This window comes from Streptomyces sp. MB09-02B, assembly GCF_033794485.1.
Lineage (GTDB): Bacteria > Actinomycetota > Actinomycetes > Streptomycetales > Streptomycetaceae > Streptomyces.
In genome coordinates, this window is record NZ_JARGEE010000028.1 from 1 (window position 1) to 14,671 (window position 14,671).

The 14,671-nt window shown below is 70.9% G+C and carries 9 protein-coding genes; 3 read left to right on the top strand and 6 right to left on the bottom strand.

All coding sequences use genetic code 11. From position 1 onward, the window contains the following. The coding region (locus tag P1P70_RS06630; protein ID WP_319235368.1) for a mechanosensitive ion channel family protein at positions 1-997 on the bottom strand (997 nt) is incomplete at its 3' end. Between the two features lie 131 nt (positions 998-1,128). Here P1P70_RS06630 and P1P70_RS06635 point away from each other — a divergent pair. Beyond that, on the top strand, positions 1,129-1,698 hold the full coding sequence (locus P1P70_RS06635) for a dienelactone hydrolase family protein (RefSeq protein ID WP_319235370.1): 570 nt from the start codon (positions 1,129-1,131) through the stop codon (positions 1,696-1,698). Between the two features lie 13 nt (positions 1,699-1,711). On the opposite strand, the gene P1P70_RS06640 is transcribed toward P1P70_RS06635, so the two are convergent. Both P1P70_RS06640 and P1P70_RS06645 read right to left on the bottom strand, forming a co-directional pair. Then, positions 1,712-3,388, bottom strand: coding sequence for an alkaline phosphatase D family protein (locus tag P1P70_RS06640; RefSeq protein ID WP_413471425.1), 1,677 nt, complete (start codon positions 3,386-3,388; stop codon positions 1,712-1,714). A 136-nt stretch (positions 3,389-3,524) separates the two neighbouring features. Then, the gene (locus P1P70_RS06645) at positions 3,525-6,728 is read right to left on the bottom strand and encodes a helix-turn-helix transcriptional regulator (protein WP_319235371.1); all 3,204 of its coding nucleotides are present in this window, start codon (positions 6,726-6,728) and stop codon (positions 3,525-3,527) included. A 330-nt stretch (positions 6,729-7,058) separates the two neighbouring features. Here P1P70_RS06645 and P1P70_RS06650 point away from each other — a divergent pair, with 330 nt between their 5' ends. Further along, on the top strand, positions 7,059-7,706 hold the full coding sequence (locus P1P70_RS06650) for a hypothetical protein (protein ID WP_319235373.1): 648 nt from the start codon (positions 7,059-7,061) through the stop codon (positions 7,704-7,706). Between the two features lie 73 nt (positions 7,707-7,779). Here the strand turns inward: P1P70_RS06650 and P1P70_RS06655 are convergent, their stop codons facing one another. The 3 genes from P1P70_RS06655 to P1P70_RS06665 all read right to left on the bottom strand — a co-directional run bounded on the left by P1P70_RS06655 (position 7,780) and on the right by P1P70_RS06665 (position 10,794). After that, positions 7,780-8,580 (bottom strand): DsbA family protein, encoded by an 801-nt coding sequence (locus P1P70_RS06655; protein WP_319235374.1) that lies wholly within the window; start codon positions 8,578-8,580, stop codon positions 7,780-7,782. A 78-nt stretch (positions 8,581-8,658) separates the two neighbouring features. Beyond that, entirely contained in the window at positions 8,659-9,342 is a 684-nt protein-coding gene (locus tag P1P70_RS06660; protein WP_319235376.1) for a hypothetical protein, read from the bottom strand. A gap of 102 nt (positions 9,343-9,444) precedes the next feature. Further along, positions 9,445-10,794, bottom strand: a complete 1,350-nt coding sequence (locus tag P1P70_RS06665) for a DUF2252 domain-containing protein (RefSeq protein WP_319235378.1) — start codon at positions 10,792-10,794, stop codon at positions 9,445-9,447. A 268-nt stretch (positions 10,795-11,062) separates the two neighbouring features. Between P1P70_RS06665 and dnaE the strand changes: the two genes are divergently transcribed. Then, positions 11,063-14,602 carry a DNA polymerase III subunit alpha gene (gene dnaE, locus P1P70_RS06670; RefSeq protein WP_319235379.1) on the top strand — a complete coding sequence of 1,180 codons (3,540 nt, stop codon included), beginning with the start codon at positions 11,063-11,065 and terminating at the stop codon, positions 14,600-14,602. Positions 14,603-14,671: the final 69 nt, after the last annotated feature.

Consider the following 14,671-nt stretch of genomic DNA (forward strand, 5'->3'; position numbering starts at 1 on the left):
GGGCGTAGGGGTGGGTCTCGGTCAGCCACTGGATGAGCTGTTCGCGGACGGTGACGCGGACGGTCCACAGGTCGTCCGGGTCCTTGGCGGTCATCAGGGCGCGCACCTCCATGGTGGAGGGCGTCGAGTCGGTGACCGTCAGGTCGTAGTGACGGCCGTCCCAGGCGGGACAGGAACGCAGGATGTCGCGGAGCCGCTCACGCATCGCGGACAGCGGCGCGGCGTGGTCGACGTGCAGGAAGACCGTGCCGGTCATCTGGGCGCCGCCCCGCGACCAGTTCTCGAACGGCTTCGAGGTGAAGTACGACACCGGCATCGTGATCCGGCGCTCGTCCCAGGTACGGACCGTCAGGAACGTGAGGGTGATCTCGTCGACCGTGCCCCACTCGCCCTCCACCACGACCACGTCACCGAGGCGGACCATGTCGCCGAAGGCGATCTGCAGCCCGGCGAAGAGGTTGCTCAGCGTGGACTGCGCGGCGATACCGGCGACGATGCCCAGGAGGCCGGCCGAGGCCAGCAGTGAGGCGCCGGCCGCGCGCATCGCCGGGAACGTCAGCAGCATCGCGGCCACGGCCACCACACCGACGATCGCCGAGACGACCCGCATGATCAACGTCACCTGGGTCCGTACCCGGCGTACCCGGGCCGGATCGCGGTGGGCGCGGGCGTAACGGCTGTACGTCGTCTCCACTATCGCCGCCGCGATGCGGATCACCAGCCAGGCCGTGGCGCCGATCAGCACCAGCGTCAGGGTGCGGCCGACGGCGGTGCGGTGCTGTTCCAGCAGTTGCGCCTCGTCGTACGACGCTCTGAGGAAGGCCGCGCACAGGACCAGCTGGTAGGGGATGCGGCCGCGGCGCAGCAGGCCCCACAGGGGTGTCTCGTGGTGCCGCTGGTCCGCTTTGCGCAGCAGCAGGTCGGTCGTCCAGCCGATGAGCAGCGTGAGGACGACCGAGCCACCGATGACGATCAATGGGCGGAGTAGGTTCTCCATGCCTTCGAACGTAACCGGCCGCGCGGGGTGATGAACATGTGACTTCGGCCGCGCTCGGGGTATGGGCGCGGGAGCCGGGCGCGGAGCCGGGCGGCGGACCCGCTGTCGGACCCGGCTGGCACCATGGCCCCATGAACATCATGCTCTTCCACTCGATCTACGGTCTGCGGCCCGCAGTGCACCGGGCGGCGGACCGGCTGCGCGCCGCCGGACACGAGGTGTGGACCCCCGACCTCTTCGACGGCCGGACGTTCGACACGGTCGAGGAGGGCAGGGCCCTCAACGAGGAGCTGGGCCGGGAAGAGGTCCTGAAGCGGGCGGTCCTGGCCGCCGCGCCCTACTCGGAGCGAGGGATCGTCTACGCCGGGTTCTCGCTCGGTGCCGCCGTCGCGCAGACCCTCGCCCTGGGCGACAAGAACGCGCGCGGGCTGTTGCTCCTGCACGGCACGTCGGACATCGCCGTGAACGCTTCCGTGGACGATCTGCCCGTCCAACTGCATGTGGCGGAGCCCGACCCCTTCGAGCCCGACGACTGGCTGAGCGCCTGGTACCTGCAGATGCGCAAGGCCGGTGCCGACGTCGAGGTCTACAGATACGCCGGCGCCGGCCACCTCTACACCGATCCCGACCTCCCCGACTACGACGAGGAGGCCGCCGAGGCCACCTGGCACGTGGCCCTCGGCTTCCTCACAACCCTGTGAGACCCGGGCGGGATCACACCGGGTCGTACGTCCGCTCCACCTTCTGCGTCCCGCTCCGTGTCCGGTACGAGCGCGCCCAGGACGAGGTCGAGTCGGGCTTCGTGCGGTCGGACAGGACGTAGAAGTCCATCTGGGCCCGCGCGGCGGTGATGTCCAGGACGCCGTAGCCGTGCCGGTCGGTGTCGACCCAGTGGACGTGCCGGTTGGCGGCGCGGATCAGCGGTGAGGCCACGGCGGAAACGGTGCCCTCCGGGACCTTGACCAGGTCGTCCAGGTTGTCGGAGGTGACCGACGTGACCACGAACTCGGTGGCGGCGGAGGCCGACAGTGGGTACGTACCGGCGTTGACCGGCACGTCGTTGGCCCAGGCCATGTGGATGTCGCCGGTGAGGAAGACGGTGTTGCGGATGGCGTTCTGCCGCAGATGGGCGAGGAGTTCGCGGCGGTCGTCGGTGTAGCCGTCCCACTGGTCCGGGTTGAGGGCGAGCCCTTCCCTCGGCAGGCCCAGCAGTTCGGCGAGGGGTTCGAAGAGGTCGGCGGTGAGGTTGCCGAGGGCGAACGGGGCGATCATCACCGAGTTGCCGACCAGGCGCCAGGTCGTGTCGGAGGACTTCAGCCCGGCCTTCAGCCAGTCGAGCTGCGCCCGGCCCGTCAGCGTACGGTCCGGGTCGTCGACCTCGCCGTCGCCTATGCCCACCTGCTGCGACCGGAAGGAGCGCAGGTCGAGGAGCGAGAGGTCGACGAGCTTGCCGAAACGCAGCCGCCGGTAGGTGGTGCCCGCGACGGCCGGGCGCACCGGCATCCACTCGAAGTAGGCCTGCTTGGCCGCCGACTGACGGGCCGCCCAGGCGCCCTCCGTGCCCTCGGTGTGGTTCTCGGCGCCGCCCGACCAGGCGTCGTTGGCGATCTCGTGGTCGTCCCAGATGGCGACGACCGGCGCGGCCGCGTGCAGGGCCTGGAGGTCCGGGTCGGTCTTGTAACGGGCGTGCCGGACGCGGTAGTCGGCGAGGGAGTGGATCTCGTGGGCCGGCGCGTGCGGGCGTACGACCCTGTCGCGGGTGCCGTACTCGCCGGTGCCGTACTCATAGATGTAGTCGCCGAGGTGCAGCCACGCGTCCAGGTCACCGCGCGCGGCGAGATGACGGTAGGCCGCGAAGTACCCGCCCTCCCAGTTGGCGCAGGACACCACGCCGAAGCGCAGGCCGGTGACGGACGCGTCGGCGGCGGGGGCGGTACGGGTGCGCGCGACGGGGGAGTCGGTGCCGCCGGCCGAGAAACGGAACCAGTAGTTCGTGGCGGGCGCCAGGCCGCGTACGTCCGCCTTGACGGTGTGGTCGGAGGAGGCGCTCGCGGTCGTCGACCCCTTGGCGACGATGGTGGTGAACGCCTTGTCCAGGGCGACGGTCCAGCCGACCTCGACGTCCGGGCCGACGCCGGAGCCGGGCAGCGCGGCTGCGTCGGGCGTCACCCGGGTCCACAGCAGGACACCGTCGGGCAGCGGATCACCGGAGGCGACCCCGTGCAGGAAGGCCGGGGACTCGGCCGCGCGTGCCGGTGTCGCGGCCGCCAGCGGTGCCGCGAGGACGGCTCCGGCCGTGGCCGCCTTGACCACCGTACGGCGACTCGGGGCGGACGAACTCGTGGGCAGGGTCGGGGAGTCGGGGCTGGAGTGAGATCTGCGACTGGTCACGGCCGATGAGATTACTGATGGGTAGGGCCGGAGGTAAGACAGAGGCCCGAAATCCGCTCAATGTTCAGACAGCCGTGCGTTGTTCGTCGGATCGGACTCCGCGATCAGGGCTTTGGGGAGCCCGTGCCCCCGGCGGTCACCGATCGTCGGCGTAGCGTCTGGCCAGGGCGATCAGGGCCGCGCGGTCGGAGCTGTCGGTGCGGTGGCGGAGGCTGGCGAGGTGCTTCTCGACGGTGCGGGGGGAGAGGAAGAGGTGGTCGGCGATCTCCTGGTTGCCGAGCCGGGCGGCGAGCAGACGCAGCACCTCGTACTCCCGGGCGGTCACCCCCACACGACGCAGTTCTCCCGGGATCGTGTCGTGCCCCTGACGGCGGCGCGGGACGGGGGAACCGGCGTCGCGCAGCAGCGCCCGGCACGCGGCGGACACGCGGGTCGTGCCCCGCTCGTGGAAGAACTGCTCGGCGGCGCGCAGCCATGCGACGGGTCGGCCCCAGCCGTCGACGAGTGCGGCCTGGGCGCCCAGCCGCAGACAGAGGTGGGCGGCCAGCGGGATCGCGGCGGTGTCGGTCAGGGCCTCCTCCGCCGTCTTGGCGGCCTCGGCGGTCCGGCCCTCGCGGCCCAGCAGGACGGCCCGGGACCAGCCGGCGAAGGGGCGGTCCCAGTGGACCTGGGCGAGTCGTTCGGTGCCGGGGCCGTCGAGTTCGCCCCAGTCGGTCGTGCCGCGCAGGGTACGCAGCAGGAGGTACGGCCCGAGGAAGCCGGTGACGCCACGGGTGCTGGGCAGGGCCCGCATGACGGCGTCCGCCTCGGTGAACTCGGCCAGCGCGCGGTCGGGTTCCTCCCGCAGCAGGGAGCAGATGCCCTGGGCCCAGCCCCACACCGAGGTGTCGGCGTAGCCCCAGAGCGCCCCGGCGCTGCGCCCGGCGAGCGCGCGCTCCAGCGTGCGCAGGGTGGCGTCGAGCTTCTCGCGCTCCCCGAGCGAGGCGGCGATGATCCCGTCCACGCCGGCACCGATCAACTCCACCTCGCGCAACCGCAGTCGGCGGGCCGTCTCCCGGAGGCGTCGCGCGGACTCCGCGGCCCGGTCCTGTTCGTCGCGCAGAATGTGGGCGAGGGTCAGATGCATGTCGGCCCAGGCGGTCATGAGCACCGCGCCGGTGTCCTCGGCGGCCCCGCGCGCGGCGAGCAGTCGGTCCGTGCCGGTGAACCGGACGCGGTCGAGCACGCCCAGTTCCAGCAGACCCCGGATCCGCCACACCGGCAGCGCGTGTGCCTCGGCGGTGGCGACCAGGCGGGCGAACGCGTCCTCCGCCTCCCCCAGGTCCCGGGGGCGCAGGCAGTACCCGAGCATGTTGAGCGCCTTGCACGCCACCTCCGGCAACCCCACCTCCTCGGCGGTCGCGACGGCGCCCTCGGCGAGCGCGCGAGCGGTCTCCAGCCGGTCCGGGCGCTGTGAGTTGAGCACCAGGTGGGCGGCGACCGCGTCCAACGAGGCGCGGGAAGCCGGGTCGGGCGTGTCGCCGAGCAGGTCCCTCGCCTGCCGTACGGCGGTCAGGCCCTCCTCCCACTGCTGGGCGGTCGCCGCGGCCCGGGCCCGGGTCAGGAAGCCCGCGGCCCGACGGCCGGCCGGAGCGCCGGACACCGTCAGGACACGCTCCAGCCGGTCACCGAGTTCGGGTACGCGCCGTACGTCGCCGGTGAGCACCAGCGTGCCGAGCAGTTCCTCCAGCAGCCGGGCCACGGCCTCGGGCGGCGCGTCCGGCGTGTCGGCGATCAGTTCCAGGCCCCGGTCGAGGAGTTCGACGGCGGTCAGCAGCGCGCCCCGCGCGACGGCCTGCCGACCGGCCCGGGCGAGCAACCCGGCCGCCCTCGCCGGCCGCCCCCCGGCGACACACAACTCCGCGGCGAGCCGGTACAGATCGTCACCGGCGTCCTCGCTGGTTCGTGGTTCGGGGCGGTCGGCGGGGCCGCGGCCCCGAGGCTGCCCGCCGGGCACACCAGGGGGCTCTGGGGAATGGGTGCGCCCGGCGCTCGGCGTGTCGTGGGCCGCTGGGTCTGGGGCGGTCGGGCGTGTCGGGGTGGGCCCACCGGCACGCGTCCCGCCCGAGATCGTCTCCTCGCCGCTCACTCCCCACGCCCCCTCGATCGCGTCCGCCGCCGCCAGGCACAGGGCCGCCCGTTCGGCCGGGAGCAGGCGGTGGGTGATGGCGTCGGCCGTGAGGGCGTGGCGGAAGGTGTGCCAGCCGGGATCGGCGGGGGTGGCGGCGCCGGAGACGAGGTGGGCGTGGGAGGCGTGGCGGAGTTGGGCGAGGGCGGTGGCGCGGTCAAGGCCGGCGGCGCGGGCGGCGATGTCGACGGGGAAGCGTCGGCCGAGGACCGCCGCCGCCTCCAGGAGGGCGACACCGGAGGGCGGCAGCTGGTCCACGCGTTGCAGGACGGCGGCGGCGACGGTGGCGGGGACACCGGCGTCGAGGGAGCCCGCCACCGTCCAGCGGGAGTCCCCGTCCCGGACGAGACCGCCGCCGTCGACCATGGCGCGCAGCAGTTCCTCCACCACGAACGGGACGCCCTCGGACACGGTGTGCAGCCGGTTCAGCACGGCGGTCGGGACGTCGTCGACGGACTCGTGGCCAAGGCAGCGGGCCGCCAGCTCGGCGGTGCCGGCCGGCCCGAGGCGGGCGAGGCGGATCGTGCGGGCCGTACGACGGGACGTGGCGGCCCCGGCGAGGTCGAGCGCGGGGCCGGACTCGCCGCGCAGGGTCGCCAGCAGGACCGTCCGCTGCCCGGAGAGGTTGTCGGTCAGGTAGTCGACGATGGCGAGCGTGTCGGCGTCGGCGTCGTGCAGGTCCTCCAGTATCAGGACGCAGCCGCCGTCCCGGCCGAGGACGTGCAGGAGCCGCAGCACCGCCTCGGCGTATCCGACGAGGGGCGCGCCGTCCTGCGGTGCGAGCCCGCACAGCCGGGTCAGCAGCGGCTCGTAGAGGCCCAGATCCCCGTCCGAGGGCGCCCCCTCGCCCCGTAACCCGGAGAACACGGCCTCCGCGAGGGGGCGCAGTGGCACCGAGCGCCCGGCGGACGCGGCTCGTCCGCGTAGGACACGCGCCCCGGCGCGTGCGGCGGCGGACGCGGCTTCCTCGACGAGCCGGGACTTGCCGATGCCGGGCTCGCCCAGCAGGAAGACCGACGAACCCCGCCCGTTACGGCCCGCCCGGAGGACGGCTCCCAGTAGCTCGCGCTCCGCCTCCCTGCCGACCAGCGCGGGCGAGGACAGCGAAGAGAACGACGGCTCTGAAGAGAACGACGGCTCCGAAGAGAGCGACGGCTCCGAGAAAGACGACAACTCCAGGCCCCCTGCGCCCTGTTGGGATGGTCGTGACAACCCCCGCACGCCCCCGCACGCCCCCGTACGCCTCGCGTACGTCCCCCAGGCGTACGCCGGGCGGCGGCCCCCGCACGACACCCCGCCGGGCGCCCCTCGCAGGCGTCTTCGAGGCGCGTACAGAGTAGCCCCCGGTTTCACAGGAGCCGCACAACTACATGGGGGCTCTTCCCCGATGCCGGGCGCCCCGGGGTCCGGCACGCTTCTGTCTCGGCAGGGCAGGGGGACAGGGCATGACCCGGGGGGACATGCCCTGCCTGCTTCTTTTCTCTTCAGGCAGGGAGGTCGTCGATGCAGCGTGCCCGGGTGTGGGTCGCCGCCGGAGTGCTGGGTGTGGTCCTGTGCGGGTGCTCGTCATCCACCGGGAGCAGCGTCAGCACCGGGAGCACCGGGGGAGGCAGCGGCGGCGGTTCGTCGGCCGGTGCCGCCGCCGACGAACCGGAGGTTCCGCTGACCACCCAGGACCTGGAGCGGGTCTGCACGGACGGACTCGGCTTCGCGGGACTGCCGGCCTACGACCGCACGAAGAAGACCGTGCACCCGGCCCAGCTCATGAACAGCACCGGCGACGGCTGGAACAGCAGCGTGCCCCTCGACGGCGACTTCCCCAAGGGCTGGTTCCTCGGCTACGAGGACAAGCCGGCCCAGACGGAGCTGGTGGTCTGCGTCGAGCGCACCAAGGTCACCGCGACCGGCAAGGTCTGCGACATGGAGGCCGACGGCAAGCCGCTGAAGATCAAGACGTACAACACCGAGTACCGGCTGCGGGTCGTCGTGGCGCGCACCGGCAAGGAGCAGTACGCGCACAGCGGCAAGGCCGAGTCCGACGAGTGCCCGGCCTACATCTTCACCTCGGACGACGAGGACGCGGACAAGTACTACAACGAGGTCCGGCCCGAGGACTACCGCAAGCGCGTCAAGCCGTACATCGCGCCGTAGCCCCAGCCGTAGCCGCAGCCGGTGGCCGTAGCCGCGTCGAGCACGCGGCTACGGCCACCAGGCCGCCAGGTCGCTACTTCGTCACGCCCGCGTCCTTGAGCGCCGTCTCCCAGTCCGCGACCGAGGACGGGTTCTTGACCGTCTTGTCGTTGATCTTGATGGTCGGGGTCGACTCGACCCCCTCGGCGTCGGTGAAGGACTTGCTCATCCGCATCGCCCAGGCGTCGTAGGTGCCCTTCTCGACGGCGTCCTGGAACTTCTTGTTGTTCTTCAGCGCGTCGACCGTGTTCGCGACCTTGATCAGATAGCTGTCCTTGGCGAACTCGTCGGTCGACTCCGACGGGTGGTACTTCGTCGAGTACAGCGCGGCCTTGTAGTCGAGGAAGGCCTCGGGGCTCACGTCCAGGGCGGCGCCGAGCGCGCTCAGCGCGTTCTTCGAGCCCTCGCCGGTGAGGTTGCCGTCGAGGAAGGCGCCGAGGGTGAAGGAGAGCTTGTAGTCGCCGTCCTCCATGCCCTTGTTCACCGTCTCGCCGACGGTCTGCTCGAAGCTGGCGCAGGCCGGGCAGCGCGGGTCCTCGTACAGGTGGACCACGTTGTCGGACTTGGAGTCGCCGATCAGGACGGTGGTGCCGTTCTTGCCCGAGGTGTTGGAGGGCGCGACCACCGTGGCGTCGGCGGCCGCCTCCCACTTGGTGGGCTTGTTGTTCTGGACGACGGCGTAGCCGATGCCGCCCGCTATCGCGAGGACCGCGACGATCGACGACGCCACGATCGCCTGGCGCCTGACCTTCGCGCGCTTGGCCTGACGCTCGCGCTCCAGACGCAGCCGCTCACGGGCCGCCGACTTCGCCGCGTTGCTGTTCCGCTTGCTCATAAGGGTGACTCCCTGGGGAACGCGCACCCGGGGTGCGCGGATGGGTGTGACGTGGATGTGCTCGTGCTCGGAAGGCGGTCACGCGAACGTGACCGAGCACGGCGGTCCACGCCGTCCCAGGGAGTGGGCGAAGAGAAGGGTGCGGGCGGTGGCCGTACGGTCCGCGACGCGCCGCGGCCGGTGCTCCGCCGGGGCGGGCCGTACCAGGACGGAGGCGACCGCGATCAGCAGCGGCCGGAAGCCGGCGGCGACCGCGGCCTCCAGCAGCTGGGCCAGCGCCCGCTCGCCCCGGCGCAGCCAGGCGGCGGCCAGCAGGCCCACGCCGACGTGCGCGGCGAGCAGCAGCCAGGCGGCGGTCGGGCCGGCGCCCGCCAGCAGCGTGGCCGCCCGCTCGGAGCCGCCGGTGACCCGCGCCAGCGGTGCGCCGACGCTGCCGCCGCACAGCACGTCGAGCCCGACCTGCCGCAGCGGACCGGTGACCGGGCCGCCCGCCTCGCCGTAACAGGCGTGCTGGCCCGCGGTGAACACCGTGTCGGCGGCCAGCTCCAGCGGGATCAGTACGCCGGCGATCCGTCCGAAGCCGCGCTCACGGCCCGCCAGCGCGTACGAGACGGCGAAGACGACGGCGGTGATCGCGGCGACGGTGGTCAGCGGGAGCGGGACCCCGGACAGCAGCACGTGCGACGCGGTGCCGAGCGTCACGACGACCGTCGTGAACAGCACCGCGCGTACGGCTCTGAAGTGGGTCCCGGATATGTCCATGGCGTCGGAGAGTCTCCCACGTTCACCCGTAAGGGACCGCTAAAGGGCCCCTGTGGGTGGCGCATTCGGAAGGATGCCGGACGGCTCGGACGGCTCGGACGGCTACAGACCGGGGATCCGGCCGTTGCGGAAGAGGTCGACGAAGATCTGGTGGTCCGCACGCGCGCGGGCCCCGTACGCGTGGGCGAAGTCCACCAGGAGCGGGGCGAAGCCCTCCTCGTCCGCCGCGATGGCCGCGTCGATGGCCCGCTCCGTGGAGAACGGCACCAGGGACTGCCCGGTCAGGTCGTCCGCCGCCGCGTGCATCGTGGCCGTGGCCCGGCCGAGATCGGCGACGACCGCCGCGATCTCCTCCGGGTCGTCGATGTCGCTCCAGTCCAGGTCCACCGCGTACGGCGAGACCTCGGCGACCAGCTGCCCGGCGCCGTCCAGCTCGGTCCAGCCCAGCCACGGGTCCGCGTGCGCCTGCAGAGCGCGCTGGGAGATCACCGTGCGGTGGCCCTCGTGCTCGAAGTAGTCACGGATGCGCTGGTCGGTGATGTGCCGGGAGACGGCCGGGGTCTGGGCCTGCTTGATGTAGATCACGACGTCGTTCTCCAGGGCGTCGCTCTGCCCCTCCAGCAGGATGTTGTACGACGGCAGCCCCGCCGAGCCGATGCCGATGCCCCGGCGGCCGACGACGTCCTTCACCCGGTACGAGTCGGGGCGGGTCAGGGACGACTCCGGGAGCGTCTCCAGATAGCCGTCGAAGGCGGCCAGCACCTTGTAGCGCGTGGCCGCGTCCAGCTCGATGGAGCCGCCGCCCGGTGCGAAGCGGCGCTCGAAGTCGCGGATCTCCGTCATCGAGTCCAGCAGGCCGAAGCGGGTCAGCGAGCGGGCGTCGCGCAGAGCGTCCAGCAGCGGGCCCTGAGCGGTGTCCAGGGTGAACGGGGGCACCTCGTCCCGCTTGGCGCCGGTCGCTATGGCGTGGATCCGCTCGCGGTAGGCGGCCGCGTAGATCTCCACCAGCTCCGTGATCTGCTCGTCGCTCAGCGCCTTCGCGTACCCGATGAGCGCCACGGAGGCGGCGAAGCGCTTCAGGTCCCAGGTGAAGGGGGCGACGTACGCCTCGTCGAAGTCGTTGACGTTGAAGATCAGGCGGCCCGTGGAGTCCATGTACGTGCCGAAGTTCTCCGCGTGCAGGTCGCCGTGGATCCACACGCGCGAGGTGCGCTCGTCCAGGTACGGACCGGCACCTTCGCTCCCACCACCCCGCCCGGCGTTCTCCTCCTCCAGGTCCTTGTAGAACAGGCACGCCGTGCCCCGGTAGAACGCGAAGGCCGAGGCCGCCATCTTCCGGAACTTCACGCGGAACGCGGCCGGGTCGGCGGCCAGGAGCTGGCCGAAGGCGGTGTCGAAGACGGCGAGGATCTCCTCACCGCGTCGCTCGTCGTTGAGCTGCGGAACCGACATCGCTGGGTGCCTCCTGGTGGATCACGGGTGGGTCGACCTCACAACGTGCGAGCGCGCACGGGAGTGCCCACGACTCCTCCCCGAAAGGTACGGGGGGAGGCCCGCCCGTCGCCCGACCACCACCCCTCATCGAGACGCTTCGCGCCACAGTATTGATCCCCCGTGTCAGTGCCGAGGCATAGACTTCGACGCTGTCCCCCAGACTGTCCGCAGCCCGTGGGGAAGTCGTTCACGCCTGTTTTCCCTGTGTCCCCTGGAGGCCGAAGCCGTGTCAAAGCCGCCGTTCACGCACCTGCACGTCCACACCCAGTACTCGCTGCTGGACGGTGCCGCGCGGCTGAAGGACATGTTCGACGCGTGCAACGAGATGGGCATGACCCACATCGCGATGTCCGACCACGGCAACCTCCACGGGGCGTACGACTTCTTCCACACCGCGAAGAAGGCCGGCGTCACCCCGATCATCGGCATCGAGGCGTACGTCGCCCCGGAGTCCCGCCGCAACAAGCGCAAGATCCAGTGGGGCCAGCCGCACCAGAAGCGGGACGACGTCTCCGGTTCGGGTGGTTACACGCACAAGACGATCTGGGCGGCGAACAAGACGGGCCTGCACAACCTCTTCAAGCTCTCCTCGGACGCGTACGCCGAGGGCTGGCTGCAGAAGTGGCCCCGGATGGACAAGGAGACCATCTCCCAGTGGTCCGAGGGGCTCATCGCCTCCACCGGCTGCCCCTCCGGCGAGCTGCAGACCCGGCTGCGCCTCGGCCAGTTCGACGAGGCCCTGAAGTCGGCCGCCGAGTACCAGGACATCTTCGGCAAGGACCGGTACTTCCTGGAGCTGATGGACCACGGCATCGAGATCGAGCACCGGGTCCGCGACGGCCTGCTGGAGATCGGCAAGAAGCTCGGCATCCCCCCGCTGGTCACCAACGACTCGCACTACACGTACGCGCACGAGGCGACCGCGCACGACGCCCTGCTGTGCATCCAGACCGGCAAGAACCTCTCCGACCCGGACCGCTTCAAGTTCGACGGCACCGGCTACTACCTGAAGTCCACGGACGAGATGTACGCCATCGACTCCTCGGACGCCTGGCAGGAGGGCTGCGCCAACACCCTGCTGGTCGCCGAGCAGATCGACACCTCGGGCATGTTCGAGGCCCGGAACCTGATGCCGAAGTTCGACATCCCCGAGGGGTACACGGAGGTCAGCTGGTTCCGCGAGGAGACCATGCGCGGCATGCACCGCCGCTTCCCGGACGGCATCCCGGACGACCGCATGAAGCAGGTCGAGTACGAGATGGACACCATCATCTCGATGGGCTTCCCGGGCTACTTCCTCGTGGTCGCCGACTTCATCATGTGGGCCAAGAAGCAGGGCATCGCGGTCGGCCCCGGCCGAGGCTCCGCGGCCGGCTCGATCGTCGCGTACGCCATGGGCATCACCGACCTCGACCCCATCCCGCACGGCCTGATCTTCGAGCGGTTCCTCAACCCCGAGCGCATCTCCATGCCCGATGTCGACATCGACTTCGACGAGCGCAGGCGCGTCGAGGTGATCCGGTACGTGACGGAGAAGTACGGCGCCGACAAGGTCGCCATGATCGGCACCTACGGCAAGATCAAGGCGAAGAACGCCATCAAGGACTCCGCGCGCGTGCTGGGCTACCCGTACGCGATGGGTGACCGGCTCACCAAGGCCATGCCCGCCGACGTCCTCGGCAAGGGCATCGACCTCAACGGCATCACCGACCCCTCCCACCCGCGCTACAGCGAGGCGGGCGAGATCCGGGCGATGTACGAGAACGAACCGGACGTGAAGAAGGTCATCGACACCGCCAAGGGCGTGGAGGGCCTGGTCCGGCAGATGGGTGTGCACGCGGCCGGCGTGATCATGTCCAGCGAGCCCATCGTCGACCACGCCCCGATCTGGGTGCGGCACACCGACGGCGTGACCATCACCCAGTGGGACTACCCGCAGTGCGAGTCGCTCGGCCTGCTGAAGATGGACTTCCTCGGCCTGCGCAACCTCACGATCATGGACGACGCCATCAAGATGGTGAAGGCCAACAAGGGCATCGACCTGGAGATGCTCTCCCTCCCGCTGGACGACCCCAGGACCTTCGAACTGCTCTGCCGCGGTGACACGCTCGGTGTCTTCCAGTTCGACGGCGGCCCGATGCGCTCGCTGCTCCGCCAGATGCAGCCCGACAACTTCGAGGACATCTCCGCCGTCTCGGCCCTCTACCGGCCCGGCCCGATGGGCATGAACTCGCACATCAACTACGCCGAGCGCAAGAACGGCCGCCAGGAGATCACCCCGATCCACAAGGAGCTGGAGGAGCCGCTCCAGGAGGTCCTCGCGGTCACCTACGGCCTGATCGTCTACCAGGAGCAGGTGCAGAAGGCGGCCCAGATCATCGCCGGGTACTCCCTTGGCGAGGCCGACATCCTCCGCCGGGTGATGGGCAAGAAGAAGCCCGAGGAACTGGCGAAGAACTTCACCATCTTCCAGGCCGGCGCCCAGAAGAACGGCTACAGCGACGAGGCCATCCAGGCCCTGTGGGACGTCCTGGTCCCCTTCGCCGGCTACGCCTTCAACAAGGCCCACTCCGCCGCGTACGGCCTGGTCTCCTACTGGACGGCGTACCTCAAGGCCAACTACCCGGCCGAGTACATGGCCGCGCTGCTCACCTCGGTCAAGGACGACAAGGACAAGTCGGCGGTCTACCTCAACGAGTGCCGGCGCATGAAGATCAAGGTGCTCCCGCCGAACGTCAACGAGTCCGAGCAGAACTTCGCCGCCCAGGGCGACGACGTGATCCTCTTCGGCCTCTCCGCCGTCCGCAACGTCGGGACGAACGTGGTGGAGTCGATCATCCGCAGCCGCAAGGCCAAGGGGAAGTACGCCTCCTTCCCGGACTACCTCGACAAGGTCGAGGCGGTCGCCTGCAACAAGCGGACCACGGAGTCGCTGATCAAGGCGGGCGCCTTCGACTCCATGGGGCACACCCGCAAGGGCCTCACCGCGCACTTCGACCCGATGATCGACAACGTGGTCGCGGTCAAGCGCAAGGAGGCCGAGGGCCAGTTCGACCTCTTCGGCGGCATGGGCGAGGACGACACCAGCGAGCCGGGCTTCGGGCTCGACGTGGAGTTCACCACCGACGAGTGGGACAAGACCTATCTCCTCGCCCAGGAGCGGGAGATGCTCGGTCTCTACGTCTCCGACCACCCCCTCTTCGGCCTGGAGCACGTGCTCGCCGACAAGGCCGACGCGGGCATCGCCCAACTCACCGGCGGTGAGCACGCGGACGGCGCGGTCGTCACCATCGGCGGCATCATCTCGGGCCTCCAGCGCAAGATGACCAAGCAGGGCAACGCCTGGGCCATCGCCACCGTCGAGGACCTGGCCGGCTCCATCGAGTGCATGTTCTTCCCGGCGACCTACCAGCTCGTCTCCACGCAACTCGTCGAGGACGCCGTCGTGTTCGTCAAGGGCCGCCTCGACAAGCGCGAGGACGTGCCGCGGCTCGTCGCCATGGAGATGCAGGTCCCCGACCTGTCGAACGCGGGCACCAACGCGCCGGTGATCCTCACCATCCCCGCCACCCGCGTCACCCCGCCCATGGTGAGCCGGCTCGGCGAGATCCTCACCCACCACAGGGGCGACAGCGAGGTCCGGATCAGGCTCCAGGGCCCGACGAAGACGACCGTGCTCCGCCTCGACCGGCACCGGGTCAAGCCCGACCCGGCCCTCTTCGGCGACCTGAAGGTACTGCTCGGCCCGTCCTGCCTGGCCGGCTGAGCGGACCCGGGTGGACCTCGGACCAACTCGGGGCCCGCGACGGGCGTGAACGCGCGAGGGGCGCATCCG